The organism is Occallatibacter sp. (assembly GCF_049582745.1).
GTDB lineage: Bacteria > Acidobacteriota > Terriglobia > Terriglobales > Acidobacteriaceae > Telmatobacter.
This window is the reverse complement of the sequence record NZ_JBAUUO010000133.1, coordinates 11,962-30,050: the sequence shown is the minus strand read 5'-3', so window position 1 is coordinate 30,050 and position 18,089 is coordinate 11,962. Positions and strand designations below refer to the sequence as shown.

Annotated in this window: 11 protein-coding genes and 1 pseudogene; 3 read left to right on the top strand and 9 right to left on the bottom strand. The window is 56.6% G+C overall.

What is annotated here, in order from left to right:
* Positions 1 to 128, bottom strand: a pseudogene (locus WCA10_RS18790) (IS630-like element ISCARN69 family transposase); the annotation flags it as partial.
* A gap of 271 nt (positions 129 to 399) precedes the next feature.
* On the opposite strand from WCA10_RS18790, the gene WCA10_RS18785 reads away from it, so the two are divergent.
* Entirely contained in the window at positions 400 to 1,392 is a 993-nt protein-coding gene (locus tag WCA10_RS18785) for a toll/interleukin-1 receptor domain-containing protein (RefSeq protein WP_472824049.1), read from the top strand.
* Positions 1,393 to 1,653: 261 nt separating this feature from the next.
* Here the strand turns inward: WCA10_RS18785 and WCA10_RS18780 are convergent, their stop codons facing one another.
* From WCA10_RS18780 to WCA10_RS18755, 6 genes are all read right to left on the bottom strand, one after another.
* Positions 1,654 to 2,265 carry a stage II sporulation protein M gene (locus tag WCA10_RS18780; protein WP_472824048.1) on the bottom strand — a complete coding sequence of 204 codons (612 nt, stop codon included), beginning with the start codon at positions 2,263 to 2,265 and terminating at the stop codon, positions 1,654 to 1,656.
* A gap of 156 nt (positions 2,266 to 2,421) precedes the next feature.
* Positions 2,422 to 3,279 (bottom strand): sugar phosphate isomerase/epimerase family protein, encoded by an 858-nt coding sequence (locus tag WCA10_RS18775; RefSeq protein WP_472824047.1) that lies wholly within the window; start codon positions 3,277 to 3,279, stop codon positions 2,422 to 2,424.
* 219 nt (positions 3,280 to 3,498) lie between these two features.
* Positions 3,499 to 3,819, bottom strand: coding sequence for a hypothetical protein (locus tag WCA10_RS18770; RefSeq protein ID WP_472824046.1), 321 nt, complete (start codon positions 3,817 to 3,819; stop codon positions 3,499 to 3,501).
* A 250-nt stretch (positions 3,820 to 4,069) separates the two neighbouring features.
* Positions 4,070 to 5,695 carry a hypothetical protein gene (locus WCA10_RS18765; protein ID WP_472824045.1) on the bottom strand — a complete coding sequence of 542 codons (1,626 nt, stop codon included), beginning with the start codon at positions 5,693 to 5,695 and terminating at the stop codon, positions 4,070 to 4,072.
* A gap of 29 nt (positions 5,696 to 5,724) precedes the next feature.
* Positions 5,725 to 6,402: a fimbrial biogenesis chaperone gene (locus WCA10_RS18760; protein ID WP_472824044.1), complete on the bottom strand. Its 678-nt coding sequence runs from the start codon at positions 6,400 to 6,402 to the stop codon at positions 5,725 to 5,727.
* A 73-nt stretch (positions 6,403 to 6,475) separates the two neighbouring features.
* Complete coding sequence (locus tag WCA10_RS18755) at positions 6,476 to 7,057, bottom strand: hypothetical protein (RefSeq protein WP_472824043.1); 582 nt, start codon at positions 7,055 to 7,057, stop codon at positions 6,476 to 6,478.
* Positions 7,058 to 8,089: 1,032 nt separating this feature from the next.
* Between WCA10_RS18755 and pgi the strand changes: the two genes are divergently transcribed.
* Positions 8,090 to 9,751, top strand: a complete 1,662-nt coding sequence (gene pgi / locus WCA10_RS18750; protein ID WP_472824042.1) for a glucose-6-phosphate isomerase — start codon at positions 8,090 to 8,092, stop codon at positions 9,749 to 9,751.
* A 49-nt stretch (positions 9,752 to 9,800) separates the two neighbouring features.
* Here pgi and WCA10_RS18745 read toward each other — a convergent pair whose 3' ends face one another.
* Positions 9,801 to 12,497: an amylo-alpha-1,6-glucosidase gene (locus WCA10_RS18745; protein ID WP_472824041.1), complete on the bottom strand. Its 2,697-nt coding sequence runs from the start codon at positions 12,495 to 12,497 to the stop codon at positions 9,801 to 9,803.
* A gap of 605 nt (positions 12,498 to 13,102) precedes the next feature.
* Here WCA10_RS18745 and WCA10_RS18740 point away from each other — a divergent pair.
* Positions 13,103 to 16,660, top strand: a complete 3,558-nt coding sequence (locus WCA10_RS18740; RefSeq protein WP_472824040.1) for an outer membrane beta-barrel protein — start codon at positions 13,103 to 13,105, stop codon at positions 16,658 to 16,660.
* A gap of 501 nt (positions 16,661 to 17,161) precedes the next feature.
* Here the strand turns inward: WCA10_RS18740 and accD are convergent.
* A complete protein-coding gene (accD, locus tag WCA10_RS18735; RefSeq protein WP_472824039.1) occupies positions 17,162 to 18,043 on the bottom strand; it encodes an acetyl-CoA carboxylase, carboxyltransferase subunit beta in 882 nt (293 codons plus the stop codon).
* Between the last annotated feature and the right edge of the window lie 46 nt (positions 18,044 to 18,089).

Here is an 18,089-nt window from a genome sequence, read left to right as displayed (position 1 = left end):
TCATGTTTGTGCGTCGCGTAGTTGTCGCAGATCAGATAGATTTCCTTCCCCGCCGGAACGGTCTGATCGATCATGCGCAAGAAGTGGAGCCATTCCTGATGGCGATGCCGTTGCTGGCACAGCCCGTGACGTTTTAGAAATTGGCGGTAATATTCGGGAGGTGACGCGAATGGACGGAGCCGGTAAACAGTTCTCAAAGGAACTAAGGGTGTTCGAGCAACACCGTCAAGAATGGTCGCGGTCCCACCCGGGAGAGTTTGTCGTTATCCAGGATGAGGAGATCGCACCAGGGTTCTTTGACGACTATGCTCAGGCTCTGAGAGCAGGCCTTCAGAGGTTCGGTGTCCGTCGACAGTTCCTTGTAAAGCAGGTGTGGGTGACGGAGCCGGTATATCTGGTATGAGTGGTACCCAACTGCCTTGGGAACCTTTCATCCGACCGCCGGCAACGCCGGAGCGAGCGGACAGATCCAAGGGACGAATACCGCAGGCATTCCTATCCTATGCCTGGGAAAACGAACCTCAAAAACTCTGGGTTCGAGAACTCGCCGAGAGATTGCAAGGGAAAAGTGGGGTACGTGTCATCTTGGACCAGTGGGATCTGGTCCCAGGCAGTGATCGGCTTGCTTTCATGGAGCGAGGCATTGAGAACTGCGACTTCGTGATCGTCATTTGTACTCCAACCTATGCCGAGAAAGCGAAAGATCGCGCTGGTGGAGTCGGATATGAGTCGATGGTTATCACTGGTGCGCTTGCCGAGCAGATCGAAACTCGTAAATTCATTCCCGTGCTTCGTATTGGCGACTGGAATTCGTGTCTTCCTACCTACCTAAGGTCGAAACACGGAGTAGACCTCCGAAATGATCCTTACTCTGAAGCCGAGTATGAGCAGCTCATCCGCGCTCTACACTGCGAGCCAGTCCAACCTCCACCAATCGGACCAAAACCCGAATTCGCGCCGCTTCCCGCAGCGGTAACAATCCCTCGGGGATACAGTCGATCATCAAATCCTGAAGGGCGTGAGACAAAATCCAACCAAATGGAATGGCGCGCCAATGACCCGGGTCCGTGCATTGACGTAGCTGTGACCAATTCCCGTGAAGTTATCGAAGCGGGACGACTTATCGGACTGGAGTATCCGGAGCCTCGTAAAATGAAGGCCCTCTTGGACACAGGGGCGTCTGTAACTGTAATCAGCAAAACCTTTGCGAAATACTGCAAGCTCCTACAAACAGGCGAAACCGAGATAAGGACTTTAGGAAATCTCCAGAGGTGCGGCGAGCATGCCGGAGCGATAAGTTTTCCTGGTACCAGTCTTCGCTCTATTCGACCCGATCCGAATTGTTTCTGGAGATTTCATAAAGGAACCGTACTACGCCTGCTTGATCGGTAGGGATATTCTCAGTAATTGGAAGATCACCTTCGATGGTCGTTCCAGACAGGTAACAATCAGCGATTGATCCACAAAGAGGCACATCCCGATTGGCAGGATTTCGGCAGCAGCTAAGTCACTGATGCTCAACCCGCCCCGTTCTGTTTTGGCGCGGGAAAACGTCACTTACCAATTCCGGGATTGGTTCTGCATGGCCCGTCACTCGCTCGGAACTCGGGAAATCTACGGGCTCGTTCAGGGTGGTACGGTATCAACCGACATTCAACGCGTCAGGAACTCCACCAGCGACGCAATAAGAAACATCGGTACTACCAGAAGATAGATTCGACCCACATCGCGAACGCCCTCTGCGGGAAGCCCCATCCAGCGCTCGGGTGGGTAACGCCAACGGCCTTTTGGGAAGAGAGATGCCAGACCCAGACGCACGCCCGTTCCCCCGGCAAGCGTGTATGGAATCAGCTGGAGCAGAAGAACTCCAAGGTAGTAGACGCGCTCGCGGCCGTCTCTAAGTCGGCTGATATGCTCTCCATCCACAGAGACTATTCCACCCACCCAACCTCGAAATGCAACCCACGGGAAAGGCATGACAACCGCGAGTCCCATGACGGTCGACGGCACCGCGCCAAGAAACAGATTGCCCGTAAAGTCGCCTACGGCGGCGCGCAGAGGCATTCCACCGTTCATCGCTTTGCCCACTGCGGTTTGTCGAGCTTTGCCTACCAGATTGTCGCGACAACGGAGGGCAAACCCGTTGTGCGCGTGCACCATTCCAGCTCCCACTGCGACACTCAACACGTAGGTGCAGCCGATCCAGAGAATGGGTGCTCGCGCTCGGCCCAGCGCAGCGAGCAATGCGTGGGGCGACACGTCCATTTCGGCCTCAACTTCCGCAACAACTCTTCGCGGGATACATACTACTCGAAGCAAAGACAAACAAACTGTGTCGCCGATCGAATAGTACCCACTCGCTCCGTTCAGAGCGTGTGGGTAATCCGGCAATTAACCGTCGCAAACATCTGTGCGCCAATCTCAGACCCTGATTAGGAACTGATATGCCTGCCGGACAACGCCTACTTCGTCGCCGGTTGCCGTCCCGTCCTGCTCGATGAAGACCTGCTTCACGCCGGCCTTGTTCAACGCGCCCAGCATCTTCTTCCAGTCCGTTGTTCCCTGGCCGAACGATGCGTACTTTGGAAAATTGCTTGTGACCGTCGGCGTAAACGGGGAGACCCATTCCTTCACATGGGCCAATTCAAATCGATGCGGATACTTTTCAAGGTAAGGATAGGGATCGCCGGCACCGGCGATGAAATTACCGGTGTCAAATTCCATGCCCACCAGCGCGGGATCGGTCAGGCGCAGCATTTCATCGAAGGCTACGATGTCGCCGTATTTCTGCGTTTCGATGTTGTGGTTGTGATACGCAAAGCGCATTCCGGCATCGCGCACGCGAGCACCGAATACGTTGAATCGTTCCGCGCTCCATCGAAAATCTTCAAGCTCGATGTGCTCGAACGGATTGCCTGATTTACGCTTGCCGCTGGCCAGTAAAGTGCCGGGCTTGATCGACGGCACGGCGGCAATCATGTATGGCATGCCGACTTCGTGGCAGAAATCGATCATGCGGCCGACTTCGTCGTCAGTCATGGTGGCCAACAGGCAATGCGCGCCACTTGCCGTGAGGCCGGCGTTCGCGAGGCTGGTGCGGACTTCTTTTGCCGTGCGGCCATAGAATCCCGCGAATTCAACGTTCTTGATGCCTATTGCCGCGACCTTGGCCAGTGTGCCGTCGAAATCCTTGGCCAGCAGGGCGCGCAGAACGTAAAGCTGCACGCCAAATTTATCCGGACTGTAGTCAGAGGCATCCGCGAATCGAGATGATGCCATGGCGAATGCTCCCATCGCGCCAGTTGCCAGGAAATCGCGTCGCGAGATCACTGATGCCTCTCCAGTCGAACCACTCCCGAATGATACGGAGGGAGCGCGACTTCCACAAGGAAGACAGCGGATCGCTGGGGCTCATGGCAATAAGGAATCGAAATGGCAGTCGGCAGCGGTGTCGGGCCGTTTTGCTTTGGGACGTATCCGAAACTCCAGCTACCAACTTTAAAGGGATTGCGCCTGAATGAAGAGAACACCCGAGTACGTGCCGGCAGGAAGCTGTTTCTGGTTCGAGAGATTAATCTCGAGACTCAAGGCATCCGTACGCGAACCGCCACCCGCAAGAATAAAGAAAGATTGCCGGTAAAGCTGCAGGCTGGAGCCGGCGCCGCCAAAGGGATTGGTTTCTGCGAATGGGGTGAAGGTTGTCGGCGTCCCGGTAGTCACCTGGCCGAGCACCTCCGAACTGGGTATGAAATCCGTTCCGCCTGAGAGTGCGGCATTGGCATTCGAGAAATACGCGTACATATTGATTGTGCATGTCAACAGGCAAAGGCTTCCGCCCCAATTTGTGGTTATCTGTATTGCGCTTGATCCGCTCGCGACACCTCCCGAAACCAGATTGAACCGGACCGAGGAGGGACTCGCGGACACTGTCAATGAGCTAACCGAGGACTGTGCCTTTGGCCTTTGCACCAGTACCCGAACTGCCTGTGCCGCTGCGGGGATTTGTCCCACGCTAGCAAGGCTGACCAGCAGAACTCCCCAAAATGCTGCTTTCCTCATCACGTCCACTCTACCGTGCGGCAACCTTCACCCGCTCCACAATCACTACAGGTTCCGGCTCATCGTTCCGGGCTCTGCTTTGCACAGTCGCGGGTGCGGAGACCACGCGGTATGCAAATCCATCGAGGAACTGACTATTCATTACTTTGAACTCGTGCACCCGCGGCTTTCGTTCCCGCACATAAAACACGCCATCATCATCCGTATAGACCAGGAGCTGATCGATCATGACAGCCGCGCCCGAAACAGGGTGATTCTCGACGTCCAGCACGGTCCCTCGCACAATATTCTGACCGACGTCGGCGCGCATGAGATTGTTGTCGGTATTGCCTGGCAACGATCCGCCCTGGTGCACGGCCATCGCCTGCGCGTCTGCCGTGTACCTCAAGCTTCCGTCCGGCGCGACAAAGGTTGCACCGTGCAGAGTAAGACCGCGAATCAGATGCAGCTGCACATCAATAATCAGCGCCTGCTCAAACGGCGCCGAGTTGCGTTCGGGCACATAATACGTCTGGTAATCGGCACTGATCATGCAGATGTTCGACAGCAGCGAACCTCCAAACGAAACCGTCGTTTGCCCTTGAGACCTGTTTACCAGCTCGGTCACACTCAGTCGCGGCGTCAGCGTCTCAGAGAAATTGCCCAAAATCGTCTTCGTCTTTGTTCCGCTATCTGGGCGACTCTCGAGGTAACTCGCCGTGGCGCGAACCCTTGAAAACAGCTGTCGCTCGGCGGTATACGCCGTCGCCACATTTGAGTTGTCCAAATATTTTGATTGAAACAGAGATGCCGATAATCCGGTTTTCGCAACTTCGAGGTTGCCTGAAATGAGATTGACAGAGCTGCGAACGCTTGTCTGCGAATGGGCTTCAGGGGAGAGGAAATTCTGCCGGCCGCCGCTGACACTGAAGAATCTTGAAGGCTTGAGCGTAACGAGAACATTCTCCCGATCCGGCTCGCTCATTAATGGCGCCTCAACCGCCACCCGATGAAACTGGCTTCCCGCCGCGATGTAAGCAGCCTTTGCGGCGATCCAGTTGCGCGTGAAGTCAATGCTGCCGGCGCCGTAAGGTTGGTTCGCTCCGATCCCCCCGGAAAGGGCAATCCGGAATTTCTCCGCCGCTGTCCACTCCAGGCTCTCGATCGCGGTTGTCTGGTTCGAAAAGACCATGTGCGATGAGGCTTCAACACCAGGTATAAGCTTTCTCTTCAGAAAGAGGATAGCGGCGGGGTTTTGCGCGCGCGCGCCCTCAAATAAAGGACTGGAAAAGTCAGTCGATGTCGCTCCCCCGAATGCAAAGAGATCTGTTTCTGCCAGCCTGGTATGTACACCCGCACCCAGCGCCACCACGTAGTGGCTGCTGTCGAATATGTCTGTGGGGAGTTGAAAGCGGATGTAGTCCGACCCCAGAAGGAAGGTCGATTGCCCCACTTCCTTGGTAAGGCTTGCTCCGCCGACGAACTTGCCGGCAATCACTCCTGCTCCGATGGATGCGTCGTAGCTGGCGCCTTTAGCGGAAAGAGTGCCTCCCTGCGCATCATAAAGACTCGATGATCCGCCATTGATTTCGAACACCTGAGCATGCAGATGAGGCATCAAGGCCGCAACCAGGCAAACTATGGAGAGGGCTCGCACGCACTGTGCCTTCCACCCATTTCAGAGCACTACTGATCGTTCGTGCTCAAGGGTAATTTCAATGTGGACCGATCCATGTGGAGCACCACCATATGCGGTGGCTCGGTCTCCTTCCAATCCACCTCAAGGTGGCGCTTCCCACCTGGAAGCAATGGAAACCCAGCCGCAGTAATGGTCTTACTCGCCGAAGAGATACGCATCTCTTCAACCCTTTCCAGATCGGGGCCGCTGTTCGCAAAGTCGCAAACGATTTTGCCTGCTTTGCTGAAGTAGGCTGCCTGCTTTACATCAACCACATCTTCCTTCGACTGCGGCTTCTTGGGATAGATGTATACCGTGTGTGGAAGGAGGATTCGAACGTCGAGACCGGAAGTGTGTTTGACAGCGGAGAACGTCGAGTAAATCGTGAACCACGCCGGGAGCTTGTCTGCCTTCGCCTTGTAGAAGACGTAGTACGTCTGGCCGGGGTCGATCCGGAAACTCATCGACGAAAGTTCGACGTGAATTCCCGGATCGAGTGGCCGGTACACACCGTTTCCATCAGCCGCGACGCTGAAGCTTCGCGGCTCCAGCACGACTGCCGCAGGTGCAAGGGTGTTGTTGGTGAGGGCGATCTTGCCCTCAGCCTTTCCCTTGTACTCCACGATTACCGGTGACACTGTCTGACCATGACAACAATAGCCAAGGAGCAGCAGTGCACTGCTCAACAACCTTCTGACCAACAACGCAGTATTCCTCCTCATCTCTTGTGAGGTAGTGTCTTCTCTTCTCAGAGCCCTCTTAGAGGGCCTGTGCTTGGAGGTTCAACGTGCCTGTGTACGTACCTGCGGGCAATTGGGTCTGACTTGACAGATCGATTTTCAGAGTCAGATTGTCGTTCCGGGTTCCGGAGCGATTGGTATTACTGATTGCCTGCGTAAACAGGGTCAACGACGCTCCAGCGACGCCCACCTGGGTTCCGCCTGTGCCGACGCCAGAACCAGTGAACGGGTTATACGTTCCGGCTCCAACTGAGGCCGAAACTGCCGAAGTGGGAATGGTGTTCGCAGGTGAACCACCGTCAGTCAGTGCGGCTGTTGCGCTTGCAAAGTAGCCGACCAGCGTTACGGTGCTGCGGTTCCGGTTCATGAGCCAGGTGGTTGTCGTTGTGACTGGCCCGCTTGTGGCTGCGGCGCCCGAAACAAGGGTGAAGTTCGCGGTGCCAGGCGTAGCAGAGACGGTGAGCGATTCGCCCAGGGTTGCCGTCAGAGCCACCGTTGCGGAATTCGAGTTCAATTGGCCGAACATCGGTGCACACGCCAGAACAAGGAGGGCGAGTGCAAAAAAGGAGCGAGTGGATTGAAACTTACTTCTCCAGGACATACAAAGTTCTCCAGTGATTAGCTTCGATTTTTGGACATAGAAGACCGCACGGACTGCAGAGTCCGTTTCGACAGAGTTCTAGCCAAATTGCTTTTGTTGGAAAAAAGCCTAACATGACCAAGGTGCAACAGATCAACGTGAATCTCGATGATTACTAATAACTTAGGTAATCTTACCTTAGGTCATCTCATGCTCAGAGGACGGCGCTCCGCTGTGAACAACCAGGTTTGCAGCTTCAAGAATCTTCCCTCGACGCACCAGCTAGAGTGCCTGCACAAGAATCACAACCGGTTCGGATATCTGTCGCTCCGTTGTTGTACGGATGTCATCTTTGAGAACCACATCGACGTGGTCGGTCCGGCGCGCAACGCAATTTGTTTCTCCTGCCTTCTGCGCAAATAAAGTGACGCCGTCGTGAATCACTCGCACGGTTGTGAGGTTCGAGGGAACGGCCCAGGAGGTCGTAATCGTCAAGGGGAACAAGTGCTGTCCGATTCTGTTGCTCGTCGATAGAGGAAACGTGCCTCGCGGTGACGCACTAACAGAAAGTGATTCGAGCGTTGCAATCAGAGTCACCGTTGCGGATCTGGAAGCGGATTTTCCCCAGACTGCGTTGCCGGAAAAAAGAAGCGAAACGGTAGCGACATAAATGAACCATCGTCGAATGCGGTCGCGGGTTTCGAAACCGGAGGATGCAAAAGCCAGTCGACTACGGTTCATGATCGGATACACGGATTCAGCCCCCCTCCGAAACTCATCGGCAAAAGCGGCCAAAAAATCAACCGTGCCCAAAAAAGCCATACGTAAGGAGCGCAAGGCGCATCGCGATGAGTCCCGGATTCTGCCGCGCAGAAGCCTTCATCACAGCGAGGTTAATTGACGCCAACCGATCTATTTCGAACAAAGACCGGTGCGCTAGACTTTACCTACGACGCGAAGGACCGGCCACGGCTCTGCGCGATACCCAATTCTGCGTTCGAGATTCTGAATCATGCCGAGCGGGCAGATTGACTGTGCCCATAGGAGGCTGCGATGGCAAAGGCTGTGAAGAGCCCAAAATTCAATATCAAAGTGAAGCCGCTGACAAGCCTTTCGCCGTGGAAGAAGTTGAAGGCCCACGCTCGCGATGTTGCCAAGGTGCATCTGCGTGCACTTTTTGCTGACGACCCCAAGCGCGGCGAGAGGATGACAGCCCAGGGTGTCGGCCTCTTCCTCGACTACTCAAAAAACCGCGTCACCGACGAGTCCCTGAAGCTGCTGCTTGCCCTGGTCGAAGAATCGAAGCTGCGTGAGTATACCGACGCCATGTTCAGCGGCCGGAAAATCAACATCACTGAAAAGCGCGCCGTATTGCACGTGGCGCTGCGGGCACCCAGGGGCCAATCCATCATGGTCGATGGCGAAGACGTTGTGCCGAAGGTGCACGAAGTACTGGACCGCATGGCGGCCTTCTCTGATCGCGTGCGCAGTGGCGAGTGGAAAGGACACACCGGCAAGCGCATTAGGAATGTGATCAACATCGGCATCGGCGGCTCCGACCTTGGTCCCGTAATGGCCTACGAAGCGCTGAAACATTACAGCGAACGCAGTATGACGTTTCGCTTTGTCTCAAATGTTGACAGCACCGACTTCGCCGAAGCCGTGCAGGGCCTCGACGCTGAAGAAACGCTTTTCATCGTTTCGTCGAAGACCTTCACCACGCTCGAGACCATGACCAACGCGCACACCGCGCGCTTATGGATGCTCGAGAGGTTGGGCGGCGACGAATCGGCAATCGCGAAGCACTTCGTCGCCGTATCGACGAACGCAGGCGAAGTGACCAAGTTCGGCATCGACACCGCCAATATGTTCGGCTTCTGGGACTGGGTCGGCGGCCGCTATTCGATGGATTCGGCGATCGGGCTATCAACGATGCTGGCGATCGGCTCCGAGAATTTCCGCGACCTGCTCGACGGATTCCACCAGATGGACGAGCACTTCCGCACTGCGCCCTACGAAAAGAATCTGCCTGTGCTGCTGGCGCTCCTTTCAGTCTGGTACACCGATTTCTTTGATGCCCAGACCATCGCGATCCTGCCCTACGAGCAATATCTCAAGCGCTTCCCGGCGTACCTTCAGCAACTCACCATGGAGAGCAACGGCAAGCACGTCACGCTCAAGGGCAAGGAAGTTCGCTATAACACCAGTCCGATCTACTGGGGCGAGCCGGGCACGAACGGCCAGCACTCGTTCTATCAGTTAATCCACCAGGGAACGCGCCTGATCCCGTGTGACTTCATCGCGTTCTACAAAACGCTCAATCCCCTTGGCAGCCATCACGACATTCTGCTCGCGAATGTCTTTGCGCAGGCTGAGGCGCTGGCCTTTGGCAAGACGGCTGAGCAGGTGAAAGCGGAAGGCACTCCCGACTGGCTCGTCCCGCATCGCGTTTTCGAAGGCAACCGCCCGTCCAACACAATTCTTGCGGAGGAGTTGACGCCCGCAGTCCTCGGCAAACTGGTTGCGCTTTATGAGCACTGCGTGTTCATTCAGGGCGTCATCTGGCAGGTCAACTCGTTCGACCAATGGGGTGTGGAACTCGGCAAGGCACTGGCGCAGAAGATCATCCCCGAACTCGAAAGCCCCTCAGAGCCGCAGCTCGCGCATGACAGCTCGACGAATCATCTGATCGATTTGTATCGGAAGCACAAGTAGTAGTTGGCTTGGTTGAGCCGGTTCCAATTTGAATTGGAACCGGCTTCGATCACCACGTAAGCGTGACGGTGATAGTCTTCCAGCCTTCACCCGGCGGAAAGTGAAGGATCAGCGGCAACTCTTTGCAAGCGTAAAAATCGGCGTCGCATTCCCGGTGCGAGATGTTTGCATATTGTTGACCCGCCTCTTGTGGAGCAGTTGGATTGGTCTCAACTTTCGGGTCAATGTGGCCGTGACGGATTAAGGTTACGAGTCCAACGCTGTCGGCGAGGCCCTCTGCCGTTAGCACGAGTTCGTGTTCTGAGTATTCGGAATGGAGAAGACGGATTCTGCGGGCGGACGCACCAGGTAGTGGTGGCTTATTTAGAAGAGGAACGGAATCGATCGCATTTTGTGCATATTCGCCGGCGGATTCGTCGACTTCAATGAGGGGAAGCGGAATGCGAAGCCCAGTTTCAGGAGTCATCCGAAGCATCTTGGCGACGTCTTTGCCAATTGCGCCGACGGTCGCGCCCGGCAGGTCGCTGCGAAGATGCCATTCGTCGCCTTTTGTCGGGCTCATATAGATCTCAAGTTGACTGTTCCTGCGTTTGAAATAAAGCGCCGTTGTTTGTCGCGCAAGGGAAAGGTTCATCACCTCGGCTTCATCCCACCCCGCCGGCAGATGCGGATTCACCGTAATGGTTTTCGTCCCCGCATCGATACTGATGCCGAACAACCCGCGCAGAATCGGCGTAATCACCATCGCCGACGACCACAGCTGGTGGCTCGTACTCCGCCCGAACGGAACAAAATAATCTCCCGACAACAATTCCGTCACCGCGCCCAGATCCTGCGCCCGCGTCAGGTTCGCGTTCTCCATCAGCAACTGGTAGCCTGCCAGCGGCTGCCCGCCGCGGTATTCCGCCACCGCCGCCCAGCCTGTAAACAGCGGCCACACCGAGCCCTGGTGATAGCTCATGCCGTCATAGATCGGCTCGGTATTGGCCACATCGCGCAAACCCCAGTCCGTATTCAGTGCCGCGGCAGCAAACTGCGAAAGGCAACCTTCCGGTTGCGCAAGCACCGATTTCCCGCCCGCCGGATCCCACCACGCCAGCGCCGGATACACCGTGCTGGTTTTGTCCAGCGAGCCATCCAGGTTCCGGCTGAAGGCATAGCAGTTTTTCTGCGCGTTCCAATACTCCGCGTTGATTGCCTTCGCCAGTTGCTCCGCGCGCTTCTTCGCCGCCTCTTCCTTCGATGAATCCTTCAGCAGCGATTCCACGTACCCCATCGCAGACGACGCCTGCTGATCCAGCAGCGCCAGGTAGATCTCCTGGTGTGGCATTCCACCTGGCCAGCTTTCCACCCATCCTGTTCCCTGCGAGTTGTCGTAGATGCCGTCGTGGTCCGTATCGTGCGCCGGATCGGTCTCGAATGCCCACGCCTTTTCGATGGCATCGCGATGCGCCGTCAGAAACGCAATATCGCCGCTCGACCGAACATAGTCGGCCACCGCCAGCAAGAACAGCGGCGTCGAATCGGCTGCCGCATACATATATGGAAACGCCCTCCAGTCGATCGCCGCTGCAGTCTGCGAGTACTCATGCATGATCTTGCCGTCTTCGCGCTGGCGCTTGATCAGGAACTCGAGTTCCGACTTGGCAAGCCCAAAGTCCCCGTAGCCGTTAACGGCGTACAACGTGTAGAGCGAGTCGCGTCCGAAGAACCAGCCAAACCCGGGCCGCGCAGAATCGCCAGACGCATAGTAGCCTGCCACCAGCGCCGTCTCATCGGTAGGAATGGAATGCGCATCGACGGGATGAGCCTTCAGTTGCTCAATCGAAACCACCGCCCATTGAAAGGCTTCGTTGAGATTCTTGTCCGGCGTCTCGATCGACGTTGTGCTCGCCAGCAATTTCTTGTAGCTGTCAGCGTGCGCCTTATAAAGATCGGGGATCGCCGTATCCAGCTTCGCCAGCGTCGCGCCGAGCGCCGCATTGGTGGCCGCATCCTTGTTCATGCCAGCGGCCATCAGCAACGGAAACAGCCGCCCGCGATCGCGCACCGGATCGATGTGCAGATGAAACTCCACGGGATAAACCTGCGGGCGTTCCTGGTAGGGCGCGAGAATTCCCGGCTGTGCGCCGGGGATTGCCACTGCGCCAGCAAGGTCCGGGTAGTCCGCGTGAAGAACGTAGAAGCCTCCGGGGCCCGATGGCTCACGAGGATTCGGTGCAACCCACTCCACTCCAGGGACGCCTTCATTGCGCTCCGGCCACATCCAGCGCAGTTCCGGCGTGAAGCGAAAAATGAATTCCGTCGGGTGCAGGCAATCGAATTCAAAGAGCACCACCGGTCCCGTGCCGGCCTGTGCGTCATTGGGCGAGAACATGATCTGCCGCACGGTGAAACCAATGTGGCTATACGTGATGATCGTGCGATCCGGTCGCACTTCAACCTCGGCTGCCTCCTGATTCACGTCGATGGGAACGGTATAGCCCTCGATATCGCCTTCAATGGTCAGGTGCGAGAGCAGCTTCACCGGAAGAACCCAGGCTTCGAAGATGCCGTTCTGTTGTCCCAGCACCACTCCACGCTCGCCCGCAACGGTGAATGGCTTCTCGGTTTCGGCGTGTGCGCGAATCACCGGGCCCGTGCTGTCAAACGGGATTGCGGGCACGGAGTTCAGAAAAGAGGTCTGCGCCAGAGTGGTTGCGGCAAACAACAGAAAGGCAATCCGGCTAAGTGCGCGAAGCAGCATCGGTCACGATCCTTTGGAAGCTTTTAAGAGGGATCAGTCTACGTCGTGGCCGGGAGTCGCTGCAAAGTCGGGTTTCGAATGCTGTCCGCAAGCGCTCGTCGATAAGAAAAGCCGGTCGCATCTTCCATCGATAGAACGGCAATATTCCTGATATTGAAGAAAAGAATACGCATATACCGTTTTCAATAGAGAAGTGCTAAAAAGCGGATTCGGGCAACAACGGAAGCCCCCAACACGAGTTAAGCTCTCGATTAAGTGCCTGTAAATAAATAAGATATTAAGCACATCGAGTGAGGGGTACTTTGGCATGCGAATTGCAACTTAGCCTTCCAGTCTTATCATTTTGCTTTCCCATCTTTCTGTCTTTTTAGCTTTTAAGGGCCAATTGTGCTTATCACTCTGGCTCGCTTCCCTCTTCCCCTGGCGGGTGTATTTGCTGACCTGATCCAGAGCTAGAACTAGTTTCAAATCAAACGCGGTCTGAATGGTAATCAACAGCACCCGGCGGATATTGCAGCCGGGGATGAGGGTAATCGGCAATCCAGTTTGAGACCGCTGGTGCCGACCCCCTAGGTCACAAAATTCAATTTCGAGGAACAATGGGTATGAGAAATCTGCCAAAGCTGAAAGTACTGGCACTCTGCATCGTCCTGATGGGCGCATTGGGCATGGCCCACGCGATTGACATCAAGGCGCGCATCAAGGGCACAGTGACCGACCCGCAGGGAGCCGTGCTGGCCGGCGTGAAGGTGACAGCAACCAACGAAGCAACCGGCGTGAAGTTTGACGCCGTTTCGGGCTCGGATGGCGGGTATCTCTTCCCGCAGTTGCCGATCGGTACCTACACGATCAGCGTCTCAGCCAATGGCTTCAAGAGCTTCACAGCCAAGGGAATCGTGCTCAATGTCGACCAGGAATACGTTGAGGACGCAAAGTTGAGCGTGGGCTCTACCGCAGAAGTTGTCGAGGTCGCGGCCTCTCCGGTACAGGTCGACACCAGCGACATCCAGCTCAGCAACGTCGTCGACTCCACCGAAATGACGGAGCTTCCCCTCATCGGCCGCGGATTCACAGGATTGGAACTAATCCTTCCCGGCGTGCAGGCATCGAGTGACCGCTTCGGCACATTCTCGGTCAGCGGCGGACAGACGCAGCAGTCGGAGTTCCTGATCAACGGCGCCGACACCAACGACATCGCGCTGAACACCGTGGCCCTCAGCCCAAACCTCGACGCCATCGACCAGTTCAACCTGATTGACGGCCCACTGAACGCGGAATATGACCGCAACTCGGGCGGCATCGTCAGCGCCACCATCAAGGAAGGTTCCAACCACTTCCACGGCGACGTCTACGAGTTCTATCGCGACACATTCCTCAACACACTGAGCTACTACCAGAAGACCCTCAACAAAAGCACGGGCAAGTTCTCGGGTGTCGTCAGCCCCTACCACCAGCACATCTTTGGCGGCACGGTGGGCGGCCCGATTCTGCATGACAAGCTTTTCTTCTTCGGCGCCTATGAAGGTACGCGTCAGCGCACACCGCAATCCGGCGGAAGCGTCGACGTCTACAACACCGCCAACCTTGGCGGCGACTTCTCTGCGGACGACAACCCGGTTGAGGCGGGCACCAGGCCGGATGCGAGCACAGGCTGGGGGCTCTGGACGGCCAACAAGATTCCCTCCAGTATCACGGTTCAGGGCTGCTCGACGGCAGGCGAAACCTGGGCGCAGTGCGCTTATGACCTCGGCGGCGTCATCCCGACGTCAGCTTTCAGCACCGTCGCAAACAATCTGGTTACCAAGTATGTCCCGGCCCCGAACAACGGCACCTACGGCTTCAAATTCAATCCCGTTACGGTGTTGACGTCCAACCAGTACATCGGACGGATCGATTACTCGATCAACACCGCGAATCAGATCACGGCACTGGGCATCTACAGCAAGCGTCCCACGACCGATACGCTACCCTTCACCGGCGCATCAATACCAGGTTTCGGCGACGTGAACACGCTTACGATTCAGCAATACACGGGCGACTATGTTCACCAGTTCAACTCGACCACGGTAAATGACTTTGCCGGGCATTACACCCGGTTCAACTTCGACGCGGTCGAGCCGCAAAACAAAGTTTCGCCCGCAAGCCTGGGCTTCAACATCAGCCCGCAGGATGCCGCTGCAGCCAGCGTTCCCACAATTTCGGTGGGTGGTACCAACGTGGGCTTCACGCTCGGTTTCAGCACCAATGGTCCTCAGCCCCGCATCGACCAGGTTGCACAGCTGGACGACAACCTGTCGAAGGTGATCGGACGGCATACCTTCAAATTCGGATACGACGGCCGCCGCTTCAACGTGCACAATCCGTTTTATGCACGCAACAGCGGCTCCTTCAGCTTTGGCAATACCGGAACGTTTTCGACGGGCGACGGTGCGGTGGACTTCCTGCTCGGCATCCCCACCAGTTACGACCAGAATAGCGGCGCCACCATTATCGCTGAAGCGTTTTTGAACTACGTCTTCGCGCAGGATACGTGGAAGCTAACGGATAAGTTGACGTTCAGCTACGGCCTCGGCTACTCAATCGACACACCTCTGCATAACCTCCAGTACGGCGGCTCCGGCATCGTCTGCATCATTCCTGGCCAGCAGTCCACCGTCTTCGCAAACTCGCCCACCAGCCTTAACTATGGTGGAGACAAGGGTTGCACAAACTCTGGTCTTGCCAAGACAAAGTATTCCGAGTTCGGACCGCGCGTCGGGTTCGTCTATGCGCCCGACTGGGGCGCGATCTCCGGCGGCCCGGGCAAATTCTCCATCCGCGGCGGCTTCGGTATCTACTACGACCGCTCCGAAGAAGAGACTGCTCTCCAAACTCTCGCGACACCGCCCTTCGGAACCGATACAAGCGGTGCAGGAATCGGCGGGACAGCCTCTTTTGCCGACCCGTTTACTGACATCAACGGCGCCGGCGCAGTTGCCAACCCGTTCCCGTATACCTTCCCCAAGAAGGGGGACAACGTCGACTTCAGCGCGCTCGAACCGATCTACAATATCAGCACGTACGGTTCGGATTTCCGCGCACCCTACGCTGAGAACTTCCAGCTCAGCCTTGAGCGCGAGTTCCCAGGCCGAGTTGTGGCTCGTGCCAGCTATGTTGGTTCACTGGCGCGTCACAACCAGTCGACAACCGATGCCAATCCCATCACTCCCGCTGGTCATGCGGCATGCGTAGCTGACACCACCTATTGCAGCGGCTCCAATGCAATCTACCGCGAAGAACAGAGCTACTTCTTCCCGGAAAATACGCTTCTCAACAGCGACAGCACCATTCTGGACATCGGCCAGGTGGATTCTACCGGAAGTTCGAACTACCACTCGCTGCAGGTCAACATCGAGAAGGCAACCACGCACAACCTCTATTTCCAGTTGAGCTATACTTTTGCGCACGCGCTCGATACTGCTTCAAGTTTCGAGAATGCAGGGTTCGGCTCATCAAGCACACGCGGCTACAACCAGTTTGCTCCGCAACTGAACTATGGCGACGCGGCGTTCGACGTCCGTCATCGCGTCGTCTTCTCGCCGATTTACGTGACCCCGACCCTTCGCCGCTCGGCGGAGTGGTACAACCCGATCAACCTGGCCCTCTCCGGCTGGGAGGTGAGCGGCATCGTAACCCTCGCTTCCGGCTTCCCGTTCGACGTTTCCTACGCCGGCGGCAGCGCAAACTCGGAATGGTGCCCGGACTTCCTCAATTTCTATGCATGCCCGGATGCCCCGAACCAGGTTGCCCCGGTCATGAAGAGCGGAAACCCCCGCACCCGTACGCTGAGTCTGCACACGCAGAGTGGCGCCTACGTCGACAAGGCAAGCTGGGTCAACGAGCCTCTGGGAACCTTCGGCAACTCTCGCCGCGACATCTCCCATGGCCCCGGTATCAACAACACGAACATGGTTCTGGCGAAGAACATCTACCTGTCGTCAGACAAACAGAGATATGTTCAGCTGCGTATCGAAAGCGACAATGTCTTCAATCACACGCAGTTCACAAACCCCAGCACGACATGGAACGACTCGGTGCTGAAAAGCTCGACAACCTCATTCGGGTACATCAGCGGTACGCAGTCCGCCCGACTCAGCCAGTTGGCGGCGAAGTTCTACTTCTAAGCCACGCTGCCACCAGAACCACAAGAGGCGCCTTCGGGCGCCTCTTGTTTTGCAAGCAACAAATCCGCAGCTCGACGCTGTCAACCCCTCTTCGCCAAAATTACCGCTAACTCCCTCATTCCATTCGTGAAAAACTTCTCCCCATTTTGCAGGGTTTTATCCCCTCCCGGCGCACAATGGAATCGTGATTGAAACCTCCATCTCCGCAAACACGCGGGTGCCCCCGGTCCATCGCTCTTGGGGGACCGGGGATGGAAGCCGATCATTTGAATTGCGGCTGCGACCAAACCTCTATCTGGGCAAACGTGCGCCCCGCATACGCTCACGAGGAGGCCTTGCCGCTAACTCCAATCGGCTCAAACCTCTACACCTAACCTCAATCGGTTCAGGCCTCTAGCGCAACCACTTTCTATAACCCAATGATTCCAGGTTCTTTACCCAAAGAGGCTGGGTAATAGGGGGTACCCCACGTTGAAAGCTCATAGCGAGACAGAACCGAGATCAGGACGCTGCGGGAATCGCGGCCGCCGGCGTCTGCATAAACTCCAGCGCGCGGATCAGGTAGCCCTTCAACTGATGCCGATGGACAACCGCGTCGAGAAAGCCCTTCTCCAGAAGAAACTCGGAGCGTTGAAACCCTTCGGGAAGCTTTTGCCGGATCGTCTGCTCGATCACGCGAGGCCCGGCAAAGCCGATCAGGGCTCCCGGCTCGGCTATGTTGAGATCGCCCAGCATGGCAAAGCTCGCGGTCACACCGCCGGTTGTGGGATCGGTCAGCACGCAGATATACGGCACCTTCGCATCGTCGAGTTGTGCCAGCGCCGTCGAAATCTTCGCCATCTGCATCAGGCTCACCACGCCTTCCATCATGCGTGCGCCGCCCGATGCGGCAACCACAATCAACGGCTTCTTCTCTTCACGAGCACGATCTACGGCGCGGGCAATCGTTTCGCCGACCACAGCGCCCATTGACCCGCCGATGAATCCATATTCCATGGCGCTGACCACGACCGCGTGCGGGCCCATTTGTCCAACGGCGTTCAGAATGGCGTCGTCCAGCCCGGTGTCCTGCTGGGCCTTGCGCAGGCGCTGCTTGTAGGGTTTTATGTCGGTAAAGTTGAGCGGATCCGTCGAGCGAAGGCCGCCATCCACGAGTTGATAGCCCGGCTCCAGCAAAAGATCCAAACGCTGCCGCGCCCCAATCTTGAAGTGGTACTGGCACTTGGGGCACACATTCACGTTGGCCTCAAGATCGGCTTTCCAGATGGTTTGCCGGCACCCCGGACACTTTACCCAGAGTCCTTCCGTGCGGACGCTCTTCTCTTCGTCGCCGTTGCCGCCGGTACCCTCGAACTCGCCGTTCTCGCGCTTAAACCAGGACATAAGGCCTCTGCCATTATAGCGACCGGGCGCGGTTCACAGTACTCCG